Here is a 22,653-nt window from a genome sequence, read left to right on the forward strand (position 1 = left end):
ACAGTCGAGGAAGGCGCGGACCAATCTTGGCGGTGGTGGTCCAGGGGCACACGTCCGAAAGACGCGCGGAACCCGCGAGATCCGCGTAGAGAGAAGTCGCGTCGATCTTGACTGCCCCATCCTTCAACACGACGTCGGCCATGGTAGGAACGACGCGGCCGTCGCGCGGATTGAAGTTCGTCCCGAACAGAGTGTCGACCCGCTCGGACAGAAACGCCTCGTTGACAGCCATCTCAGCCAACCCATCCGCTCAATGCCGGCAAGGCACCGTTTCAAAGGGTCAGCGCCAGCAGGACGTCAGCCAGACAAACGCCGCCGCGCACGTCAGGAAGAATGCGCGCTGCGTCCGCACAAACTTCGCTTGCATGTCGGCGACAGCTACGACAACGCTTTGGCCGAGACGATCAACGGCCTCTATAAAGCCGAGGTGATCCACCGGCGCGGACCCTGGCGCAGCTTCGAAGCCGTCGAGAACGCCACGCTCGAATGGGTCGACTGGTTCAACCATCGTCGGCTGCTCGAGCCCATCGGCAACATCCCACCTGCCGAAGCCGAAGATCAATATTATGCTGCCGCGGATAACATCGATATGGCAGCATGACTCGCAACCCAAGGCCTCCGGCAGACCCGGGGCGGTTCATTCGGATTGAGGTAGATCAACTAACTCGTTGGAAAAGGCTTCTATTACGGCCCGAAGGCCCGTGTCGGTGACCACCGCCATCGCTCGATTGATCGGCCACCATTGCCTTCGACGCAAATCCATCTCGGGCCAAGACTCTAGTTCACTGGAAACTTTCAGCGGGTAAGCGGCAATTATGGTCGTTTCAGTAAGGCCATCGGAAAGCTTCGCCAGTTGTTGGTAACTGCCAACTGGCTGGTCCATGACTGCGCCAAACACCCCGGCTTCCTCCCATGCTTCACGAGCAGCCGCCACGTGTGCCAGCATGTCCTGCGGCACCTTACCTTTCGGCAAGATCCATCGTTTGCGGGTCTTCGAGGTGACGAGTAGAACCTCAACGCCCACTTGACCTATTCGATAAGGAAGGGCTGCCACTTGGTTCATCGCACAAGCATACGCCGCGAAAGCGAAACGCAACAGAGCTAGCCTGCTTTCTATCTCGTTTCGGTGCTCCTGGTATGGCCAGCTGTTCTCAAAGCTGGCTTGCCGCTATTCACGAGCCGCAGCCATTCGGTCATCACGGAGACACGCCTCGAATAGGACGTTCGACGGGATTAAACGAATGGCAGGCGTCGGGGTGCGGGAGGAGTGTCCTGAGTAGCGGCGTTCTGGATTGAAGCTTTTAGTAAAGGATGGGCAAAAGGAGATTTCCGCGCCCATTTAAATAATTATACGGTTTATAGGCATTACGTTGACAGTATTGGCACAAACGCTTGTTCGATTTCTATGACGCTCGGCATATTGTCTCAGTTTTGGATATCAGATCAACCCAGAAGAGAGAAGCGCTTCTTAATCGTGACATTGATATGTTGTCACTAAAAAGTAAGCCGTATCGTGCCGCCCCAAGTGCGTGGATCACCTACTTGCGCTGCGATCAGCCCGGTATTGCCGCCCGTGCCGGCCAGCAGCAGATCGATATAATCCTTGTCGAAGGCGTTGCGGACCCAGGCAAAGGTATCGACACGACCGGTGCGGAACCCGGCACGGAAGTTTTGGATCGAATAACCGTTGACCCAGGTGTAGATCGAGGGCGACGGATTTGAGGACCAGCGCGACCGATAACTGGCATCATAGCCGAAATAGAAATGCCCTTCCTCGCCGAACAACGTGCTCGGTACATTGCCTTCCGCGCCCCAAGATGCTGCCCATTTGGAAATGCCGGGCAGGACCTGACCCGAGATGTCGCAGTTCGCCGGACTAAGGGAGCCCGCCACGCCAGCGGGGCCGACAACTTGGCTGCCCGTGGCGGTGGTGCCACCGGAAAGCTCCGGCGGGCATGGCGCATCGACGAAGCGGGTATATTTGGCGTCGGTATAAGCGCCACTGGCATGAGCGATGAAGCGCTCGCTCGGGCGGATCGTGAAATCGGCTTCGAGGCCGCGGGTGCGGATCTTTTCTGCATTGGCGAGATAGCCGCGAATCGTGCCGAACTGGCCGTTGGTGACGTTGGCCTGGAAATCCTTGATCTCGGTCCAGAAGCCGGAGACGTTCAGCGTGGCCCTGCGATCCCAGAACTGGCTCTTGAAGCCCAGCTCGAAGTGATCAACCTTTTCAGGCTTGATCGTGCCCGCGGCCAGGATCGGCGCGCCATTGGCGTCCGCTGGAACACCGTTGAGGTTGATGCCGCCGGTCTTGAAGCTCTTGGCGTAGGTCGCGTACACATTGACGTCGTTGGTCACCGCGTAGCGCAGGTTGAGATCATATGAGAGATTCCACGCGCTAAAGTTCGGTTCGAAGAATTGCGAGGCCTGGATACCACGCTGCGCCGCCGTCCAGGGATCATTAAAACTGGGCGAGCCGGGAACCGCGGAAACGATCTGCCGAGTGCCGTTCGAGGCAGTGCCCGTAACCACCGAATCATAAAGGCCCATTTTCTTGTCATAGTTTACGCGAACGCCAGGCGAGACCGTGAACCGGTCGGTCACTTCAACATTGAGCTTGGCGAAGGCGGCCAGGCTGGTGTTGTTAAGCCGGATGTCGTTGATCGCGACCACGTTGTTCAGCACTGCCGGGTTGCAGGCCAAGGCCGTCGATGTGGGCGTGCAGACCCCGCCCGCGGGCGGGGCCAGCAACCAGCGGCTTGCGGCTGTGCCGGTTTCCTGCACCCCGCTGGTGTGAATTTTCTGATGGAAACCGAACAGGCCAAGGACGACGTCATACCCGGCCCCCTGGTGGCTAAATCGAAACTCCTGCGTATATTGGCTCTGCTTGGTTGGATTGTTGACCTTGGTGTAGATCGGCAGCCCCGTATAATCGCGATCGTTGGCCGGGCCCCAATCCCAATACCGCCATGCCGTGATCGACGTTAGCGTGTTAGCGTCGCTGATTTCCCAGATCGCCCTGGCCGAAAGGCCACCGTGTTCGTTGCGCGCGGCGAGCGCTGCGTCGGCATCCGTCACGCGTTCATACGGGTTCGTGCTCGGTACTTGATAGCCTGGAAAGTAGGAGATCAGCGCCGGATATTGCCGATTGGCTGCGCGTTGGGTGGGGCCATAACCGCCATACGCAAAAGCGCAGCAACTCGGATCCTGCAAATTATAGTCGCCCGAAACGGTTAGATTGAAATTGGGCGTCGCCTTCCACAATAGCGATCCGCGAACGCCGATGTTATCCTGTGACTGGATCCACGCGCTCTTGGCGGTGTCATACAATGTGCCACGTCGACTCGTGCCCGTCACGCTAATGCGCGCGGCGATCTTGTCGGTAAGCGGCCCCGAGACTGACGCCTTGCCTTGCTTGAAATTGAGGTTGCCGAGTGACACCTCGGCCTTGCCCTCGAAGTCGAAGCTCGGCGCTCGTGTGGTGATGTTGATTGCGCCGGCAGTTGTATTCTTGCCGTAGAGCGTACCCTGCGGGCCCCGAAGGACTTCGATGCGTTCGACATCGACGAAGTCGAGTGTCGCCGAGGCAATCCGGTTGTAATAGACATCATCGATATAGATGCCGACGCCCTGCTCGAAACCGTCATTGGTCAGGCCGAACGGAGCACCGATCCCGCGAATGTTGATGAAGGTGTTGCGAGGATTCTGCGAGTAAAATTGCAGCGTCGGTGCAAGCTGGGCCAACCGGGAGATGTTGTAGGCGCCCTGCTCATCAAGCGTGGCACCGCTCACCACCGAGATGGCAATGGGGACATCCTGGACATTTTCGGCGCGGCGCCGCGCCGTCACGACGATGTCGCCCGCACCGCGGGAGTAAGTGTCGTCGACGACCGGGCTCGAATTGGCTCCAGCGTCGGCTAGCGACTGGGCGAATACGGCGGCAGGGGCGAAACAGGAAGTGAGCGCCGTTCCAGTGCACAGGAGATTTCTGATGTTCACGAGTCTGCCCTTTGTTATCCCTGGCGATACTCGACTAAAATAGTAGGAATTGCCCACATAGCGAATCTTTACGTCGTGCTAGGTTCAGTTTCACCGCCCAATAGGGACGTGTGCGTATGTTCTGGTGCGTCTCAACAGGACATCGCGGCAAAAAACCCTCCAGACTGTCCATCACCGCAGCCGTGGAAACCTCGCCCGTCGCCCATGCCGGCAGTTCGGCACCCCGCGCATTGCAGGCGCGACGCTGCGCGTGGTGTCCTGACCCTTGCGCGCCGCTTGACAATGTTGCGTTGTTGGCGTGACTAAGGGTTGCATGGGGAACGCGGTCTCCCCACGAGGCGACAGCCGAAGTATCGCGTCCAATGTTTTTGCAAAGGACGCCTTATGCCCTCGCTCAACACCATTGCCGTCAACAAACTCGCCCGGCTGGTCGGTACGCCGCAGTGCCCGGCCATCATCGATGTCCGCCCCGATGATCCGCCCGAGCTGATCCCGACCGCCGTGCGCCGCGCGGCTGATAATGTCGAACACTGGGGCGGCAGCATCGGCAGCGCAGCGGTGATCATTGACGATCGCGGCACGTCGCTGGCGCCGGGCGTCGCCGCCTGGCTGCGCAGCGAGGGCGTGGCGGCCGAAACACTGGATGGCGGCGCTGCGGCGTGGTCCGCCGCCGGGTTGCCGCTGCTGCCGCTCGCCAAACTGCCGCGCCCCGATGCGCAGGGCCGCACCGTGTGGGTCACCCGCGCGCGGCCTAAGGTGGATCGGATCGCCTGCCCCTGGCTGATCCGCCGCTTCGTCGATCCGCACGCGCGCTTTCTGTTCGCGCCGCCCGGCGACGTCCTGACGGTGGCAACAGCGCTTGGCGCGGCGCCGTTCGATGTCGCGCATGAGGACGTGTTCTGGAGCCATCGCGGCGCGCAGTGCACGTTCGACGTGATGATCGACGAACTGGGGCTCGGCGGGTTCGCCGGCCTCGATCCACTCGCCGCGATCGTCCGCGGCGCGGATACCGGGCAACCCGATCTGGTGCCCGAGGCGGCCGGCCTGCTGGCCGTGTCGCTCGGCCTGTCGCGCCTCTATGCCGATGATCTGGCGCAGCTCGATGCGGGGATGCTGATCTACGATGCCTTGTATCGCTGGTGCCGCGATGCGCGAAGCGAGACGCATGACTGGACGTCGCATCAGCCGCGGCAACTGCCGGCATGAACGCGACCGCCGCAGCCGCGACCTGTAAGGATGCGCGTCCCCAGGATGTCACGCTGGGTGAGGCGTTCTGGGTATGGTTGCGGATTGCGCTGCTGTCGTTTGGCGGCCCGGCCGGGCAGATCGCGATGATGCACCGCATCCTGGTCGATGAGAAGCGCTGGATCGGGGAGGAGCGTTTCCTCCATGCGCTCAATTATTGCATGCTGCTGCCAGGTCCCGAGGCGCAGCAACTCGCCACCTATATCGGCTGGCTGTTGCACCGGACGCGCGGCGGCATCGTGGCGGGGGTGCTGTTCGTGGTGCCGGGCGCCATCGCGATCATGGCGCTCAGCTGGATCTATATTCTCTATGGCCGGCTCGGCATCGTGTCGGCGCTGTTCTTCGGTCTGAAAGGCGCCGTGCTGGCGATCGTGCTGCAGGCGGTGGTGCGGATCGGTCGCCGCGCCTTGGTCACGCGCGGCGCGTTGATGCTGGCCGCGGTTGCTTTCGTGCTGATCTTCTTTGCCGCCATTCCGTTTCCCGTCATCATCCTGGGCGCCAGCTGCATTGGCTGGTGGGCCACGCGTCGCGGGTCGGCGGCTTTCCGGGCGGGCGGGGGCCATGCCGCCAAGCATAACGGCGTGGCCGATGCGGATACGCTGCTCGGTGCGGAACTGCCCGATCATGCGCGCCCGGATTGGCGCCACACGGTGCGGACCGCCGCGGTATGGCTGGCCCTGTGGCTGGTGCCGGTGGCGGCGCTGGTCGCCGCGTTGGGGCCGGACAATGTTTTCAGTCGCATCGCCTTGTTCTTTTCGACCATGGCCGTGGTGACCTTCGGCGGCGCCTATGCCGTGCTGGCCTACGTCGCGCAGCAGGCGGTCGAGACCTATGGCTGGCTCCAGCCGAGCGAGATGCTCGACGGCCTGGGCATGGCGGAGACCACGCCCGGGCCGCTGATCATGGTGCTGCAGTTCGTCGGTTTCCTCGGCGCCTATCGCGCGCCGGGCGGGCTAGATCCGCTCCTGGCCGGGACGCTGGGCGGGCTGCTCGCCACCTGGGTCACCTTCACGCCGTGCTTCCTGTGGATCTTCCTCGGCGCGCCGTTCATCGAGCGGCTGCGCGGCAATGCCGCCATTTCCGGTGCCTTGTCGGCGATCACCGCGGCGGTGGTGGGCGTCGTGCTCAATCTCGCTTTGTGGTTTGCCCTGCATACGGTGTTCCGTGTCACCATGCCGCTGGTGGCGGGGCCGGTTCGTTTCGACGTGCCTGTGCTGGCCAGTATAGATTGGTGGTCGTTGGTGCTGACGGCCGCGGCGGTCGTCGCAATTTTCTGGCTGCGCGCCGGGGTGATCGTGACGTTGCTCGCGGCGGCGGCGGGGGGCGTGGTGCTGTACCTCAGCGGCGCGATCGGCTGATGCGCCTGGCGATGGCGGGAATCGCGCTCAGCGCGATCGGCATCGCGGCGCCCGCGTCCGCGCAGGACAGCAAGGACGGCTTTGCCTTATCCGGCACCACGAGGTTGCGCTACGAGGCGATCGATGGCCAGGCGCGGGCTGGGTTCAACGCGGCGGACGATCTGGTCAATCTGCGCACGACGGTGCTCGGCCAGTATCGCGATGGCCCGATCCGCATCGCCGCGGAGCTGTGGGACAGCCGCGTCTATGCGGGCGATAAGGGCACGCCGATCACGACCGGCGAGGTCAACACGCTTGAACTTGCCCAAGCCTTTGCCGAGGTCAGGCCGCACGCCTTGTTGGGCGCGGGCAGCACCGCATCGCTCCAGGCGGGGCGCTTTTTGCTCAACCTCGGCTCACGTCGGCTCGTCGCGGCAGACGATTATCGCAACACCACCAACAGCTATACCGGCCTGCACGCCGAGCTCGCCTGGCGCGGCGGGTGGCGTGCCATCCTGATCTACACGCTGCCGCAGCAGCGCCGCCCGGACGATCCGGCCGAGCTCCGGCACAACGCCGTGGCGGTGGATCATGAAGGCGTCGATTTGGTGCTGTGGGGCGGGACGATCAGCCGCGCGCGGGCGATCAGGCGAACGATGATCGAAACGTCGTTCTTCCATCTCGGCGAGCGCGATACGCCGCAGCGCCCGACACGCGACCGGTTGCTGAACACCCTGGGGCTGCGGCTGATCAGCGACCCCGCGCCCGGCAAACTCGATGGTGAGCTTGAGGGCTTCGTCCAGCACGGCCATATCTCCACCGGCCTTTCTGCCAACGCCGCGCGCCAGGACGTGGGCGCCTGGTTCGTCCATGCCGATGCCGGCTACACCTGGGCCGGTGACTGGCACCCGCGGCTGTCGATCGAATTTGATCATGCCAGCGGCGACCGCCCGGGCGGTCGCTACGGCCGGTTCGACACATTGTTAGGCATGCGCCGCGCCGATCTCGGCCCCTCCGGCCTCTACAACGCGTTCGGGCGGGCCAATTTCATCAGCCCCGGCGCGCGGATCGAGGCGGCGCCGAGCAAACGTACCGACGTGATGGCCACACTGCGCCCGATCTGGCTCGCGGCGCGCGAGGATAGTTTTTCAACCACAGGCGTGCGCGATGCCAGTGGGCGATCGGGCACATTTGCCGGCACGCAGGTCGACGGTCGGCTGCGCCACCGATTGTCCCCCGCCCTGCGCCTGGAGTTGGATGCGGTCGTGCTGTGCAAAGGACGTTTCCTGCGCGACGCGCTCAACGCGCCGCCCGGCCGGTGGACCAAATATGCTTCGCTCAACTTTACAGTCGTACTCTGATTTGTCACACACGCGATCAATCGTTGTGATGTTTCCGTGCCATGCCGCCCGACCCGGCCCCCTCCAGTAGTGAGAGTCCCCCGGTTTCTCATCCCAGGTCGCAGGTGAGTATCCAGCGTTCATTCGGGAGCCTTGGTGGTCGCGGCGGCGGCATATTCCACCGGCGTCAGCCAGCCAAGCGATGTGTGAGGGCGGCTCTCATTGTAGTCCTGCCGCCAGACCTCGATCTTGGTCCGGGCGTCCTCTAGCGACAGGAACCAATGGGTGTTCAGGTGCTCGTCGCCCCGGCGGCCGTTGAACGTTTCCACGAACGCATTGTCGCTCGGCTTGCCGGGTCGACTGAAGTCCATCGTCACACCGTTCTCGTATGTCCAGCGGTCGAGCGTCTTCGAGATGAACTCCGGCCCGTTGTCCACCCGGATGCCCTGGGGGCCCCGCGCGACAGCGCGATCCGTGTCATCGCTTCGACCACCGGCGCGCCCTTGATGCCGTGGTCGACGGCGATCGCCAGCGCCTCGCGCGTGAAGGCGTCGAACACCGTCAGCGCCCGCAGCCGGCGCCCATCGAACGGTGCTTCCGAGACGAAGTCCATCGACCACATCTCGTTTGCCGCCAGCGCGGCTGGCTGCCGTTCGCGGTTGGCAGCGCTGACGTTGCGCCTGGGTCGCTTGAGCCGGAGGCTCAGAACGCAGGGAGGACGTCAATACCCCGCAAGGGTGAACGTCCGTAATTGGCATAAGTCGCTGGCAATCGCTCGCGTGCCTCGATCAAGATTCGGCCTATGACAGCGCAGGCCTCAGGAGAGACTTCGTTGCAAAATCACAGATCGAGCACCGATACTTTGGGCCCCGTGTCGGCGCCAAGGCCGAAACGGGCGAACCAAAAGGACGGCGTATCGATCTCTTACGGCGTCCTCCAGCAAGTCGAACCTATCCGGCCCTATCTCCCCAGATAGTGCTGTTGCGCCGCGTCCGTCCCGTTGATGGCCAATAAGGAGCGGGCCTCGCTAGGGTGGCGGGCGCGGCCTTTGCGGTCGCTGGCGGCGGCAATGACGCGGTCAAGCAATTCCTGGCCCTCGCTCCACCAACCGATGCCGCTGGCGGCGTTGAGATGGCCTTGCGCGCCGGCATCGATGAAATGACTGCCCCAGCCGACCGCCAGGCTGTGCGCGCGCTCGATATCGATCCAGGGGTCGTCTCGGCTCGCCACGACGATCGACGGAAAGGGCATCGTCTTGGTCGGCGTCGGGCCGAACGCCTTCAACGCATCCTGCGCCGATGGCCTGTCGACGTCCGCCGGGGCCACCAGCAAGGCGCCCGCGACCGGCCAGCCATAAGGTTGGCGCGTCAATTCCGCCCACCAGGCGACAGCCAGGCATCCGAGACTGTGCGCCGCTAGGATCACCGGGGCCTGCGCATGGCGAATTGCCTGATCGAGCTTCGTCACCCAGGCGTTGCGATGCGGCGTGTGCCACATGCCAAGCTCAACGCGCACCGTATCGGGCCGCGCGCTCTCCCATAAAGTCTGCCAATGCGATGGTCCCGACCCCCCAAGGCCGGGGACGGTCAGGATCGTCGGTTGGACCGGATCGAACGCTGAAAAGATTCCCATGTCATCGACTCCTGATGGAGCGGAAGACGCGTTCCTGCCTGGCTCTAGGGGGCCTGGCGAAACGCGCCTTCCATCGGCAAACATATTCCTACTAATTTAATAGGCAATAAGCTTTGCGCCCAATTGAAGAACCCGTGCGCCAGTTGGAATACGGCTGCGGGCCGTAGCTAACATCAATCCGCATCACCTCGCCCGTCAGCGCCAGCACCAGATCGATCGCCGCCGCGAGTAGCGCCACGATTGGGATGTACGCGACGAGCGCCACGATCGTCCGCCTTCGCCGCAAGCTTATTTTGGCGGGCGACCGGTCCGTCGATCAACGCGGAGCAGGTGGCGTACGCGCGCAAGAACGTGGGGAGCGTGCGACGGCTGTACCGCACGAGCCTGCCGATCCCGCACGCTGGCGGCACCTATCCCGCAAAGGCTCTACAACACATCGTCGGCGGGCTGCTGACGCTCGACAGCGACTGGAGTCCATGCCTCGGTGGTCCGTTGGTCAACGCTCTCGCCGCTGGCGGCCCGGAGGATCGCCTCGATCTCGAATGCGTAGCGGCTCAGGGCATCTTCTCGTGCCACAATGAAGGCTGCGGTACGCTGACGCCCACTGGCAAGCCTGCGATGGCGTTCCTGTTTGAGCTCCTCGCCCGCTTGTAGGAGAAGGCAACGGTGCCGATGATCGATGTCCGGGCCTACGCTTGCTGGCTGGACGTCGATCTTCCAGTGTGACGAACGGACCCATGCCATCACACGGCGCGCAACGCTGATCAGCCGGTTGCGGTTGGATGCCAGCCTTGTTCGCACTGCACACAAAACGAACCTTACGCACGATGGGCCGGCCCGCGCAAAAAAGGGCCCGGCGCTGCCCAAGCTCAAGACCCTGCTGGCCAACCAGCCGACAAGCTAAACAAGGATCGTTGTCTCCGCCAGGTACGGATATGCCGAGGGCAAGGCGCTTGAGTTCACATCCGGCATCGCCTTGTGGTACAAACCTGACACCCCGGTCTTGCCGGTCCGATGGGTACTCGTGCGTGATCCCGAGGCAGAACGCTATCCGCAAGCTTTCTTTAGCACCGATATCACCATCAAGCCCGAGGACATCATCGCCCCCTACGTCCGCCGATGGCTGATCGAGGCGACCTTCGCCGAAACGCGCGCTCACCTGGGCCTCTACAGCCTCGTATCGCTGTAGGCCGGCGATCTGCTCTCCAGCAATATCACCCTCTATGCCGCCGCCTAGTATCGAAAAACCAGTCTCACCTTCAGTGACGCCATCGTGGCCGTTCGGCTCCAACTCTGGATAGGCGACATTTATCAACGCTCCCCGCCAAACCGACAAGCGCCATATATTGGAGCCCACCGCCTCATGCGTATGGCGCAGGCCCTGTGCTTCACCGCCTAATCGTACAAAGTCGAGCTAAGGCATGGCATCCGCGATGGCCTGCGCTATCCGAACATCGCTCAAGTACCCGGCAATCGCGTGCGGGTTGGCCTGACCATTCTCGACGTCGGAAAGGTTCTCCACGTCGGGGCCGTAGTCTTTCTCGGCAAGCGCTTCGCGCAAGGCGACGAAATCCTCCGGGTCGGCCGCATTGAGCCATCGCGCCACGTCGGCCGGACGCACACGGGGCTTGGCAAAGCCCTTGCGAATCACGTCGATTCCCAGCGGTGAGCCGAGCGTCAGCCATAGCGGGACCGAGCGCGGCCGGCCATTGGCGGCAAACTCGCGCAGCAGCGAATAGGACACTAGCGTACCAAGCGAGTGCGAAACGACGATCGCTGGCTCATCGTCTTCCAACAAAGGGCGAACTCTGCCGTTCACCTCGTCGTGCGCGTAATGATTGCGAACGTAGGTATGCGCTTGCCCGAGCGCCCGCAACGCGATGCGACCATGGAATGGCGACACCGCTTCTACGGCAAGCGCAATGGCCTTCAACCAGCGCTTATGGGGGCCCGCGCCCATCGGCACCGCGGCCCGCCCGTTCTCGGCTTCGATCGCTTCCCGCGCCACGCCAAGCATCAGCGCCATTTCCTCGAATGGCCCGACCGCGAACTCGTCGAAATCATTGCTGCCCTCATCCGTGCCCAGCGCGACCGCTTCGTCTTCCAGCCGCAGCGAGCTTAGGTGCGCGAGCAGGTCGCCGTAGAAAGCCGCGTCGATCCGGCTGAGCCTATCCAGCGCGTCGCTGCCTACCCCAGCTAAGTTTTGTCGCAGAGTGCCCAGCCATTCCTCGCGGATATTCTCCTCGCTCTTGCCCTCTTGCGCGATGCCGTGAACCAGTATCATTCGCATGGTTTGTCCTCCAACTTGCAGGTCAGGCGTGGGCGAGCGCGGGCTTGGGATCCTCGCGGTTCTCGGTCACCCCGGCGAGCATAGCGAGCGCCTCCGCACCTGTTGGGCGGACTTTGGTGAACGGGCCGGCGGCGAGGTGCGGCAGCACGGCGAGCGCCTCCTGCCGCCAGCTTTCCGCGGTGGGGTCGCACTCGGCGGTGGCGAGGGCACTCCACGCCTGCCGCATCCATGGCACGCGCCCGGCGACGGGATGCTGCGTCACCGCTGGGGTAGCCTGATACGTATACCCCCGCTCGCGCTCGATCGCCGAGCGCGGCGCGCGATCTCCGGTAGCGGGAACATCCGCCACGAGCGTGTCGCCCTGAACAAACAGTCGTCCGCCGCCGTAGAGCAGAATATCAAGCGGGATCGGCTGTCCCGCTTGGGCATAGAACGCCGCGATGGATCGCAGCCCGTTGGTGTCGCGGACCGAATCGTAGAACTGCGCCGCCACCGGCCCGAGCGTTATAACCCGATGCTTGCCATAGCGGAGCATGGACGCGGCATCGACGATCTCGCCTTCTGTCAGCGTGCCGGCATGAAGCTTGGCGAGCAGGGCCACGATATCCTTGCTTTCGCGGGCGTCGGCGAATAGCGGGCGGTGCAGCACGTTCAGCCCGCCGTCGGCGAACGCGTGCATGGCGGTAATGAAATTCTGGACCACGCAGGCCGAAGCCGCGCTGCCGTCAGCAAGATTGACAACCACGTCGGCCCACAACAACGGGTCGCGATCGTCGCTCAGTTGCAGGCGAAACCAATTGGACGGCAGCCAGTCTTGCGACACCTCACCGCGCGACGTACGCACATTGCCCACCGGCGCCCCGGTGAAGCAAATGCCGCAGCCGGTCTCGAAGTGATCGCGTACGTCACCATCGGCCGCCTCAGCATAGGCCATTTCCACCTCGCGCCGCTGGGTTTCGAGCGTGGTGGCCAGGTCCCGCGCGGGTGCCGTCGCGGGGGGGGCGAGTGCCAGGTCGATCCGCTCGACGGCGCGCGGCAGTGCCGCGTCAAGTCCGCCGGCATTACCGCCGCCAAGCGCCTTGTTGCGGGCCGGGAAGGTTCCGCGCGGCACCATGCCCTCGGGCGGTCGGCCGGCCCTGGGAGCGGTGAAATACTTGCGATCGCTCCAGAATCCCGGGCGCGGGCGGGGAGACATGCTGACCCCGTACTTGCCGGCCTGGCTGGCGAGATGATCTTTGAGAAACTGCGCGATTTTCTGGCTGGTGACATGGCGACCATCGGCGTCTTCTTCGAAGTACTGCTCGGGCGCGTCGCCTTCCAATGCGTCCAGCATGACTTCGCTGAACAGGCAAAAGGCTCGTTCGCCGTCCTTCGCCTTAATCATGAAGGCCTTGCAGCCAGCATCGACCGGGAAGAACTTGTCGAGCTCGAAATCCTGCTTCTGTTCCTCGGTTGTATCGAGGATGGGCCCACCGACCACCTCCATGAAGGTGGCAGAGAATTCCTGGCAGGCATCGCCGATAATGGCCACCTGCTGCGGCCCGTGATACTCCAGCACACGCAGCAGCGAGGCGATGTTGACGACCTCGCTGGATCGTTGTTTCCACTTGCTGAGCAGCCAGTTCTGATCGTCGATACCAAGCGAAGCACCATGTCCGGCGAAGAAGATCACGAGCCGCCGCAGCGCCGCGCGGCTGGTGACTTCCTCGATCGTGGCGGTGATCTTGTCGCGCAGCAGGTCGATCGTCACGGCGGGATACAGCGCATCATTTATCAGCAGCGGGATGTAGCCGTTGGCCTCAGCCCAAGCCGCCATCCGCTCCGACGCGGTTATTGCGCCTGGTAACGGTGCGAGCCCGCCATCGGGATTCGACACCGCGATCGAAACGAAAACCCGCTCGCGCGTTTCAGACATGTCTGTTCCCCCTGCCGCACAACTTCGCCTAGGGCAGACCGCTTCCGCCGCGGCAGCGTCCTGGCACGCATGATAAGCGTCGATCCTACCTCAGCGCCATTGCCATAGGAAGCAGTGAGACCAAGACGGACATACCGAAAGTCGGCCTCGCGCTTAGGCAAGGTAGCGCGGGTAACCCGCGAAAGACGAAGATCAAAACACCAATGAGCGCAGTATTTGGCGCATTATCGATTAACCGCCTTTACTCAGCGCGCGCTTGATCAACGGTATATAGGCGCGCACCTGTTCGCGGTCGCTCTCCTTCTCGTCCTCTGCGAGCTCGACATAGTCGCGCGCGATCTGCCGCTCCCAGTGAGCCACGAGCTCCGCAGGTATGACCAGGCTTCCATCGGGCTGTCGTGCGCACTTGCGATGCATGTAGGCTTGCCAGTGCGACCAGCGCGCGTGCTCGACCGCGGCCAGCTCTTCCAGCACACCTTCGAGCGCGCGATCGATTTCGGTTGGCGTCATGGCGCGTCAAATCATCCCGCTGGCGACCAGCGTGCGGTAATGCTGACCAAGCACGGTGAGCTCGCAGGCTTTAGAATCCATTGCTGCATGCCACATGTGCCCGGCGCCCACTGGCCGCACCAGATTGACCTTAACATAGCGCTGGAGCCGCGCGAACACCGCGTTCTTTTCAGGATCGGGCCGCGGAATGGCGGGATCGGCTTTCTGCTTGTCGGTTCGCTCCGGCTCGTAGGAGGGGTCGAGAGCGAGTGTTGTCGATGAGCCGGGAAAGTCCGTAGCAAGCGCCTGGAGATCGGCGAGCGGGATCGGCGGCTCGGCTTTGCGCAGGGAGACGAAGGTCTCGACATTGGTCTTGAACACGGGCCGCTGCGCCGCCCACGGGCCGAGCGACTGGTCGATATGGGCGTAGACGCTCCCGGGCGTGACATCGCCTACGAGATTGGCGGCCGCGCCGTTCAAGGCATCGACTAAGAGACTTGTGAACACACACCGCCGGGGTTCGCACCCTGTTTTTCCATCGCGTACTGATCGGCGGTCGAGGCCGTGAGGATGGTCATGCCGGTGACAATCTCGGCGAAGCCCTTGAGGCTCGCCCGGTCGCCGGCGATGCCGCCGTGGCAGCTGTCCAGTATGATGACCTTATTGGTAGCGGGCGACGCACGGGCGATCGTCATCAGCTCGTTCAACGAAAGCCCGTCGTCGCCGTCGGTGCTTTCGCCCGAACAGAGAAAGCCGCCAGTGTCCTCGATATAGCCGTGTCCGGCGAAGTAGAAGAGCGCGATATCGGCCTTGGGTGCAAATAGCTCGCGCACAGCGTCCTTCAACTCCTTACGGGTAACGAGATGTGAGGGGTCACTTCCGGAGATCAGGCGCGGCCTGACGAAGTTAACGGTGCCATTGGCGTTGCGCTCCAGCATGGCTCCGACCGAATAGGCATCGGCGACGCAGCCGCGCAGCCGCGGGATGTGCTCGTAATGGTCGATCCCGACGATGAGAGCCTTGCGCATTCTAAAGCCCGTCGATCCATGCCGCGAGGTTTGGCCAAGTCCAGACTATGGTGCTCACCCCGGCAAGGCTCGTACGATCATCGCTGTAGGCCCATATGCCTCTTAGTGGTCTTCGTTCATCCTTGGCGCACTGAATTTCCCACTTCTGCCCAGTCGATCCGAGCGAGTTCTTGCTGACGAGAGCGAGCACGCCGTCCGACCGCAGAATGCGCGTTCGCACTTTTTTCTTCCACTCTTCATCGTAAGCTTCCTTCACCGACATATCAACATAAGCGAAAGGAGTACGCGTATTGAGAGACTGCCCCTTGATCATGTCGCGAATGCGCGCGTCCTCGATGGCAAATGCGACGAATATGATCTTCTTATTAATCATGATGACGGTAACCCCCAACAAATGCATTCTAGCAATTCTGAAACGATAACAATTGTGCCTAGGTGATGGTGTAGCTTGGCAGTCGCGAGGCTGGTCGCAGCGCGCTTACCAGTAATCTTGTAACGCTAGGTCAGCCAATGCCTAGCTGTTGATTCCACGGGCTCGATCGCTCCCGCTCGATCTGCGCAGCGCCATGAGGGCACCGCGGTGCTCATCCCGGCGCAGCTGGCCGTGCGGCTCGAAAGCGGATTTGCTGTTCAGTGACTACCGCGGCGCTGGCAAGCGATCTCCTCAAGCTTGCACATACGCAAGATGCGATCGGTGCGGCCGTAGGCGCTCATCCGATTATTGCGTGCGATAAATCAGCCATACGAATTTCCAGAACAAGGACCGTGCCAGGTGGGGTGGAACTGGTCTCACGGACTGAGCGGAAACTATCTCACGATCGTGCTCCTGAACTTGCTGGATAGGAATCGGCCCCGCCTTGCGCGTTTGTCGACCGATCGTCGGGGCTCCGGGAATGGCGGGAGTTGGATATGAACCTGCCATTCTCGGCGATGATCGCGATCCGCAGGTTTGTCCCATGAAGCGACGTCGGCAGTCGACCAATCCAAGCCGTTCCGCGAAGAGCGCCTGAACGGCCGATCCTGCCGGAAACGGTCATTCGTGTGTTGGCGGGCCGCGGGGCAGCAACGCGCCCTTGTCGGTCGTCGGTGACGGAAATTCGGACAGCCCCGAAGCGGAAGTTCGTTCAAAATTAGGGGATGAGGCTACTCTCGCATGTCGGTTATCGGAATCTTGGGTATCTCAGGGCCGGCCACAATGCCGAAGATCGCAGAAACATCAGTGAAAAGAGCGCAAAAATCCTCGCTCATTGGTAGCGTAACCAGAAAGTCTCATCATTGACATTTTGGCTTGATTGCTCTTCGCGACGGGTTAGCTCGCTAATGACTTCATGAGGGGATACGGCGGTGCTGCGACTCGCGTCCTACAATGTCGAAAACTTGTTCGAGCGGGCCAAGATTCTGAATCGTAACGAATGGATCGACCCGGGCTCCGGGACCGACCGCCGGGACGCGGCACGACAGCTGCTAGACGATTTCGCTAAGTTCAATGCGCTACTCGCGAAGGAGGTATACAGCGATACGGACAAGGTCGAGATCGTCGCGCTACTCGAGGCGCTGGGGCTTGGCACCTCGGACGAATCGCAATTCGTTATTTTGCGCCGTAATCGGCGGTCGCTGGTCAAGCGGACCGGCGGTGAAATCACAGTAATTGCCGATGGGCGGGACGACTGGATCGGCTGGCTGGAGCTTAAGACCGAAGCTCTCAACGAAAAGGCCACGCAGAACACCGCGCGAATTATCGGGAAGCTCCGCGCCGATATCATGGTGGTCGTCGAGGCCGAGCATCGCCCCTCTCTCCTCCGCTTCAACCAACAAGTAATCGCGCCGGTGGCAGGCTGGAGTTTCGACCATATCGCACTGATCGACGGCAACGATGAACGTGGCATCGATGTAGGCGTGCTGACGCGCGAGCCGCACGCGCTCGACTTTGTGCGCACTCATGTCGACGACACGATCGATGGCAAGCGGGTGTTCAGCCGCGATTGTCCCGAATTCCATTTTGCGCTTGGTGATAGTCGCCGCCTGGTCATCCTTGCCAATCATCTTAAGAGCAAGGGTTACGGATTCCCTGCCGAAAACGACGCGACGCGTAAACGACAAGCCACGCGCATTCGCGAAATCTATCAGGGTCTGCGGACCGCAGGGAACGAGTTTGTCGCGATCCTTGGGGACCTCAACGACAGTCCCGGCCGCGATCCGCTATCGCCGCTGCTGGGCGAGGGTTCGGACCTTCGCGACGTCAGCGAGGTCGCCGGGTTCGACAACGCCGGGCGGCCTGGAACCTTTGGTAATTGCACGGCGAGCGACAAGATCGATTACATCCTGATGTCGCCCGCGCTGTTCGCGCTCGCCCACGGAGGCGGGATCGACCGGTCTGGAGTGTGGGGCGGCACGAATGGCACGCTGTTTCCTCACATTCCGGAAATCACCAAGGCAACCGAAGCGGCATCGGATCACGCCGCGATCTTCGTTGACCTCGACCTGTAATCGACCGTAGCGCGACGCAAGCGACCCCGCGATTAATTGCCGGTGAAAGCCATTGCCTTGACGGAAGCAGCGGCAACCTGCTCCGCCGAAAAGTCCTTCATCCCGACGCCTACCAGAGCCTGAACCACGTTTTCGAGCGGAGGGGTATTGTCGATGATGATTTTTACGACCTCGCCAGGATCGTCCGTGAACCTGATGAATTGATCAAACTCGAGCTTGGTCATCTTCTCGCCATCAACAAACAATCGGTACAGAAGATCGCAAACAGGGAGGTGTACTTTTGGCGGGTTTTCGGCAACAGGATCGGCGGGAGAAGACCAGAACTTCGTATCGTAGAAGACCATCGACGTGATCGGGATATTCTTCTTGCGATAATAGTTTTGTGCGGTGTCTTGGAAAACTTCTTGGAGCGTTCCAGCGCGCCCTTCGGAATAGATGATTCCGCTGCTGGCCAGCGCGAGCAGGACATCCTCGCGAATGCTGTTCAGGAAATACTTGGCAACATGGGTGGCGAGTGGGGTAAACGGTTCATGACCATAGTGCCAAGTCGGAACGGCAAGGCTCTCGTTCTCAATCTTCAACAACGATCTGCGTTCATTCGCAATCAAGCGGGCCGGTTCCATCCATTTCGCCAAGCCGACCGCTTTTTCCTCGTCGATCACCCACTGTTTGGACTTGTCGTCCTGCGTCAGCACCTCGTCCATGCCTTTGGGAAGTGCTGCTTGCTCCGCGGCGAGACGATCAATCGCGGTTGCCATTTCGGCATCGTCGGCGTTTGCGAACAGCGCGCCAAGATGGGTCGCCTCCATGCACCCCGGGCCGCCGCCGCTCGCCACGAGAAAGCCGTGCTCTGAAAGCAGCTTGGCGATTTTTGCGACCGCGCGGTATGTTGAGCTACCGCGCACTTCGCGATGGCCGCCCATGATTGAAACCGGCCGCCGCCCATTTGCGAGATGGGTCGCGAGAAAGGTGTTCATCCCACGCGCTACCGAGGCGTCGTGAACGGCCTGCATCATCCCTGCGTAGGGATCGGCCACTGTGGTCCGCCCCTGCTGCTCAAAATAAATGAAGCAGCGATAGTCGAGCGTTCGCACGACCGAGGCAGGATCGGCCAGATCATACCCAACAAGCAGTTCTTCCGGAATATAGAGGCCTTCGTGGATCGGGTTGAACGGCGGATTGAAGATCACGGGAATGGGACGGGTCATTTCGATTGCCTCCTGCGCAAACTTTAGTGACGGTTCGTGATCGAGACACCGTCCTCGGTGCCGATGATCGCGGTATCGACAAGATCAATGAAGAGCCCGTGCGCAAGCACGCCAGGCATGGCTTCGAGCATTCGGGCAAGCGCGCCAGCGTCGTCGATCCGGTCGAAAGCGACGTCGAAAATGTTGGCCTGCTGATCGGTCGCGAACGGGGCTCCGTCGGCCCGCGACCGTAATGCGATCGGCGCACCCAACGCTTCGAGCTGGTGCTGGACCGAGCGCAAGGCAAACGGGTGCACCTCAACCGGTAGCTTGAAGCGGCCGAGCGTTTCGACCGGCTTGCTGCTATCGCCAATCACGATCATCCGAACGGCAGCAGCGGCAGCGATCTTTTCGCGAAACAGCGCTCCGCCGCCGCCCTTAATCGCGCGCAAAGCCGGATCGATTTCGTCGGCGCCGTCGATGACCAGATCGAGCTGATCGATCTCTCCCATCGACCGCAGCGGTATGCCGAGCGAGACCGCGAGAGCGCCCGTAGCCGACGAGGTTGCAATCGCGGTCAGCCTCAAGCCCTCCTCGCGCATCCGCCGCGCAATCTCGCGGATCGCGTAGGTAGCCGTTGATCCGGTACCCAGGCCAAGCAGCATGCCGTCTGCGACCTCAGCAGCAGCGCGCAGCGCCGCCCGCTGCTTCTGCGCCTCAAGATCAGCCATTGTCGAGCCATCCGCGGTAAGCCGCCACTAATTGTGACTTGCCTTCTGCATCAAGCCGTTCAGCCTCGGCCGGGACTCTCGCGATAATCTGCCGCGCCCAGCCAAGCCGCCGATTGTGCTCTTCGCGCTCGGCATCGTCTATAAATTCCTCGCCGGCCGTCGATGCCAGAAGAAAGGCGTGTTCGACCGTGCCCGCTGTGAGTTCGTCGGGCGGGACCGCGAGCAAACCCCACGGCACGATCTTGCCCTCTTTCTCCAGCAGCGCACAAAGCGCCGCAACATCGCGTGCGATCGCCTTGCCGATTTCCGACTGCTTAATCGCTGGATCGACGGCCATCCGCTCCTCAAGCTGTGTGTAGTCGCCTCGGGGTTCATGGCGAATGCCGCGATGCTCGCGTGGGATATGATGGATCACGAAATTGGTGGCGCGTTCAATCCAGTCCTTGGGTGTCTCAAAGTTGCCCTGGTGGTGGGGAGAAAGCCGGTGGGCATCCATCGCATTCTGCTTCCCCTGCTTCGCGTCACCCCATTTGTACATGGACGCCGAAAGATGCGGATTGAAAAAGCCTACATTTACCCATGCCCCGTCGTCGAGCGAGGCTACATAGTCGAGGTACCATGCGTCGGCTTTAGCACCGGACTGGGCGAGCTGCTCCTTGAGCCGCTTGGCAAGGACGACTTCGTCGACATCGTGCCGGTTGGCAGTTGCACGCGGGTGGCCTAGCGCGTCGTGGATTACACCAAGGTCGCGCGCGTGCGACCACGACAGGATGATGCCCCGCCGCCACTCATGGAGATCGACAGGCGGTGTGTCCGCCAGCCCTCGGGCCGCCAGCGCAGTCCCGGCCGATATGACAGCCTCGAGCCGCGCGAGAACTTCGGGCGGAACGACGGCCTCGAGGCGTGCGTCGAACTCTGCGGTCGGCACACTGTCAGGCGGTTCGTCGCTAGCGAAAATGCGCGGATGGTGTGCGGCGAGGCTAATCCCGTCTTGGGCTGGATCAACGTTGCGCGGAAGCTCGCGCCAAACTTCCCCGTCGGTCCCAGTATAAAACCCCCGCCGGCCAGGTATGCTCATCGCAATTCCTCCAATATATCGGTAATGTCGCCTCGCCCAACGGCCTCGCGGAGCCGCTGGCTGGATTCGGCAGCCGCGGCTTTCGACATCTCGGCCGGTGCCGCCCAAGCTGCAAGTTCGATAGAAATAAGCCGACGCTCGGCTTGGGCAATTGCCGGGTGCTTGTTGAAACTCTCAGCCTTGTGCTGCTCCATCGCTTGCCAGAACGGATTTCGTGCAAGTCTCGCCAGACAGGCTTCGATCGAAGCTTCGTCTGCCGAAGCAAGGCTGGCGTAGAGCTGCTGACGAAGCGTTTCACATCTGGGAGGGAGCAGCTTCTCGAACGCGAGCCGGTCGAGCATCGCCAGAGCTCCCGCGCCGGATCCCTTAACACCGACCGCAGCCGCATCACGGGTCGCGAGCACATCGAGCACGGCATCGGGCTTAAGCTCGCCCATCACGATCTTGCCGTCGGCGGTGCGCTGCAGGTAATGTAGGCTGGTACCGATGCCAACGCCGTCCACCGCGCATTCGACGCACGCGGCCATGTGCGTGCGGTCCATCCCTGCCGAAACATAGGTTTCTAACCCCCGTTCGTGCGCGCTGTGGATCAAGCCGAGCCACTCGGCTGCGGTAAAAGCAGCGATGATCGGTTCGCTCTTCGGCAGGTTCGATGCGCCATCCCAAGTGACCTTGTCGAACCCGCCCATGGTGGCGATGTCGATACCAGTATGCGCCACGCCGATCCTGCTGCCGGTCCAATGCGGTGCTGCGGAATCGCGATCGTCGTACAGCGGCTGATTGATGTTGAACGCCGCAGACAGGAACTGCCGCGAGCTATCGCGCGACACATTCCCTGCCACGGCGGCCATGAACCGCACCGCCTGAAGGACGCTCATCCGCTCGATCGCTATCTTGCAATCGGCGATGCCGTTACCGAACATCACGCTGCACGCGCTCGCAGTTATATGTGCCGCCTTGAGCAAGTCTTCGTCGTAATAGCGCGCCAGCGGCAGATAGGTGGCGCTATCGGGCGCTGCGCCGTTTTCGAACGCGGGGCGCCCGATATAGGCGGTACACGGTGCCGCAATACCGGCTTGCAAGCGCACCCGCGCTGCGCTGAGCGGGGCGGGCAAGCGATAGGCTTCGACGATCTCGCGATCGGTCTGGCGCCCGCGATCGATATGTTCAACGTGCACGACTGTGCCAGTCAGCAATTGCGCATCGAGACAGGTTACGAGATTGTGACCCTCGCCCGGATCGGCGAGCGACAGGCTGGTTTGCCACTTACGAAACCCGCTGGTGGCGATCGGCCGGAACGCTGACGGCATGGTGTGGCCAACTTCAAGCGCCTGATAGGCCGCCGCTCGCGCAGTCTGTTCGACCCCGCTTGGCGCGCGGCCTGCGTCTCGCGCACTGGCGATTACTTCGCTGATTGCGGCAAGGTAGAACTGCACGTCCCGGCCAGCCTCGACCGCAGCGGCGAACGGTGTCGTCGGCCCGTTCCGCTCGGCCGGCTGCTGTGCGCCTATCGAGACTCTGATGCCCTGCTCACTCACCTGCAAACTCACTGGTCGGGCTTCGGCGGGATGACTTGGCGAGCCGAACAGCGCGGAAATGTCGGCCGAGATCGCGACCAGCGCCGCTGCATCGGACGTCGCGCGAATCCGCTGTGCCAGCGCGTTTGCCGCCTCGACTGTTGAGGCAAGCGCCGGGAATGCTGCACCGATGCGCGCACCGTAGGAGGCGAGTTCGGCAACACTCTCAGAGATCGAGCGGCGCACGATAAGTTCGGCCTTTTCGCGCGAGACGAAATCGGGAGTTGCGGCGCGCTCCTCGGCCTGGCGCGCCTCTGCCAGCAGGCGGCGCAACTCACCCAGCAGGACGAACCGGAAGTCACCCACCCTTACGGTCAA

20 protein-coding genes and 2 pseudogenes are annotated in these 22,653 nt (G+C 62.2%); 7 read left to right on the forward strand and 15 right to left on the reverse strand.

Features of this window, described 5'->3' with window-relative positions:
* Positions 1-367: 367 nt before the first annotated feature.
* A pseudogene (locus ABC969_RS06990) lies at positions 368-601 on the forward strand (integrase core domain-containing protein); the annotation flags it as partial.
* Between the two features lie 36 nt (positions 602-637).
* Here ABC969_RS06990 and ABC969_RS06995 read toward each other — a convergent pair.
* Together ABC969_RS06995 and ABC969_RS07000 are read right to left on the reverse strand one after the other, a co-directional pair.
* The gene (locus ABC969_RS06995; protein ID WP_345863970.1) at positions 638-1,096 is read right to left on the reverse strand and encodes an NUDIX hydrolase; all 459 of its coding nucleotides are present in this window, start codon (positions 1,094-1,096) and stop codon (positions 638-640) included.
* A 398-nt stretch (positions 1,097-1,494) separates the two neighbouring features.
* Positions 1,495-3,999: a TonB-dependent receptor gene (locus ABC969_RS07000; RefSeq protein WP_345863971.1), complete on the reverse strand. Its 2,505-nt coding sequence runs from the start codon at positions 3,997-3,999 to the stop codon at positions 1,495-1,497.
* A 384-nt stretch (positions 4,000-4,383) separates the two neighbouring features.
* Between ABC969_RS07000 and ABC969_RS07005 the strand changes: the two genes are divergently transcribed.
* The 3 genes from ABC969_RS07005 to ABC969_RS07015 are packed head-to-tail and all read left to right on the forward strand — an operon-like array spanning position 4,384 to position 7,942.
* Positions 4,384-5,205 carry a chromate resistance protein ChrB domain-containing protein gene (locus ABC969_RS07005; RefSeq protein ID WP_345863972.1) on the forward strand — a complete coding sequence of 274 codons (822 nt, stop codon included), beginning with the start codon at positions 4,384-4,386 and terminating at the stop codon, positions 5,203-5,205.
* Entirely contained in the window at positions 5,202-6,602 is a 1,401-nt protein-coding gene (gene chrA / locus ABC969_RS07010) for a chromate efflux transporter (RefSeq protein WP_345863973.1), read from the forward strand. Before ABC969_RS07005 ends, chrA begins: the two co-directional genes overlap by 4 nt.
* Positions 6,602-7,942: an alginate export family protein gene (locus tag ABC969_RS07015; RefSeq protein ID WP_345863974.1), complete on the forward strand. Its 1,341-nt coding sequence runs from the start codon at positions 6,602-6,604 to the stop codon at positions 7,940-7,942. Before chrA ends, ABC969_RS07015 begins: the two co-directional genes overlap by 1 nt.
* A 119-nt stretch (positions 7,943-8,061) precedes the next feature.
* On the opposite strand, the pseudogene ABC969_RS07020 reads toward ABC969_RS07015, so the two are convergent.
* The 3 genes and pseudogenes from ABC969_RS07020 to ABC969_RS07030 form a co-directional block, all read right to left on the reverse strand.
* Positions 8,062-8,627: pseudogene (locus ABC969_RS07020) on the reverse strand (integrase core domain-containing protein); the annotation flags it as partial.
* A gap of 254 nt (positions 8,628-8,881) precedes the next feature.
* Positions 8,882-9,553 carry an RBBP9/YdeN family alpha/beta hydrolase gene (locus ABC969_RS07025; RefSeq protein ID WP_345863975.1) on the reverse strand — a complete coding sequence of 224 codons (672 nt, stop codon included), beginning with the start codon at positions 9,551-9,553 and terminating at the stop codon, positions 8,882-8,884.
* A gap of 91 nt (positions 9,554-9,644) precedes the next feature.
* Complete coding sequence (locus ABC969_RS07030) at positions 9,645-9,818, reverse strand: hypothetical protein (RefSeq protein WP_345863976.1); 174 nt, start codon at positions 9,816-9,818, stop codon at positions 9,645-9,647.
* Positions 9,819-9,913: 95 nt separating this feature from the next.
* Between ABC969_RS07030 and ABC969_RS07035 the strand changes: the two genes are divergently transcribed.
* On the forward strand, positions 9,914-10,207 hold the full coding sequence (locus tag ABC969_RS07035) for a hypothetical protein (protein WP_345863977.1): 294 nt from the start codon (positions 9,914-9,916) through the stop codon (positions 10,205-10,207).
* 370 nt (positions 10,208-10,577) lie between these two features.
* Positions 10,578-10,742, forward strand: coding sequence for a hypothetical protein (locus ABC969_RS07040; RefSeq protein ID WP_345863978.1), 165 nt, complete (start codon positions 10,578-10,580; stop codon positions 10,740-10,742).
* A 225-nt stretch (positions 10,743-10,967) separates the two neighbouring features.
* On the opposite strand, the gene ABC969_RS07045 is transcribed toward ABC969_RS07040, so the two are convergent.
* From ABC969_RS07045 to ABC969_RS07070, 6 genes are all read right to left on the reverse strand, one after another.
* Complete coding sequence (locus tag ABC969_RS07045; protein ID WP_345863979.1) at positions 10,968-11,843, reverse strand: hypothetical protein; 876 nt, start codon at positions 11,841-11,843, stop codon at positions 10,968-10,970.
* 22 nt (positions 11,844-11,865) lie between these two features.
* Positions 11,866-13,758, reverse strand: coding sequence for a hypothetical protein (locus ABC969_RS07050; protein WP_345863980.1), 1,893 nt, complete (start codon positions 13,756-13,758; stop codon positions 11,866-11,868).
* Positions 13,759-13,989: 231 nt separating this feature from the next.
* Entirely contained in the window at positions 13,990-14,268 is a 279-nt protein-coding gene (locus tag ABC969_RS07055; RefSeq protein ID WP_345863981.1) for a hypothetical protein, read from the reverse strand.
* Positions 14,269-14,274: 6 nt separating this feature from the next.
* Positions 14,275-14,727 (reverse strand): hypothetical protein, encoded by a 453-nt coding sequence (locus ABC969_RS07060; RefSeq protein ID WP_345863982.1) that lies wholly within the window; start codon positions 14,725-14,727, stop codon positions 14,275-14,277.
* A gap of 8 nt (positions 14,728-14,735) precedes the next feature.
* On the reverse strand, positions 14,736-15,275 hold the full coding sequence (locus tag ABC969_RS07065) for a caspase family protein (RefSeq protein ID WP_345863983.1): 540 nt from the start codon (positions 15,273-15,275) through the stop codon (positions 14,736-14,738).
* A gap of 1 nt (position 15,276) precedes the next feature.
* The gene (locus ABC969_RS07070) at positions 15,277-15,648 is read right to left on the reverse strand and encodes a hypothetical protein (protein WP_345863984.1); all 372 of its coding nucleotides are present in this window, start codon (positions 15,646-15,648) and stop codon (positions 15,277-15,279) included.
* Positions 15,649-16,619: 971 nt separating this feature from the next.
* On the opposite strand from ABC969_RS07070, the gene ABC969_RS07075 reads away from it, so the two are divergent.
* Positions 16,620-17,762, forward strand: a complete 1,143-nt coding sequence (locus tag ABC969_RS07075; RefSeq protein WP_345863985.1) for an endonuclease/exonuclease/phosphatase family protein — start codon at positions 16,620-16,622, stop codon at positions 17,760-17,762.
* A 32-nt stretch (positions 17,763-17,794) separates the two neighbouring features.
* Here the strand turns inward: ABC969_RS07075 and ABC969_RS07080 are convergent, their stop codons facing one another.
* From ABC969_RS07080 to ABC969_RS07095, 4 genes are read right to left on the reverse strand one after another with little or no spacing between them, the layout of a single operon-like run.
* Positions 17,795-18,970, reverse strand: a complete 1,176-nt coding sequence (locus ABC969_RS07080) for a hypothetical protein (RefSeq protein WP_345863986.1) — start codon at positions 18,968-18,970, stop codon at positions 17,795-17,797.
* 23 nt (positions 18,971-18,993) lie between these two features.
* Positions 18,994-19,680: a ribose-5-phosphate isomerase RpiA gene (gene rpiA, locus ABC969_RS07085; RefSeq protein WP_345863987.1), complete on the reverse strand. Its 687-nt coding sequence runs from the start codon at positions 19,678-19,680 to the stop codon at positions 18,994-18,996.
* Positions 19,673-20,758 (reverse strand): hypothetical protein, encoded by a 1,086-nt coding sequence (locus tag ABC969_RS07090; RefSeq protein ID WP_345863988.1) that lies wholly within the window; start codon positions 20,756-20,758, stop codon positions 19,673-19,675. The genes rpiA and ABC969_RS07090 overlap by 8 nt, the downstream gene beginning before the upstream one ends.
* Positions 20,755-22,653: a hypothetical protein gene (locus ABC969_RS07095; RefSeq protein ID WP_345863989.1), complete on the reverse strand. Its 1,899-nt coding sequence runs from the start codon at positions 22,651-22,653 to the stop codon at positions 20,755-20,757. Before ABC969_RS07095 ends, ABC969_RS07090 begins: the two co-directional genes overlap by 4 nt.

This window comes from Sphingomonas qilianensis, assembly GCF_039614825.1.
In the GTDB taxonomy this organism is placed as follows: domain Bacteria; phylum Pseudomonadota; class Alphaproteobacteria; order Sphingomonadales; family Sphingomonadaceae; genus Sphingomonas; species Sphingomonas qilianensis.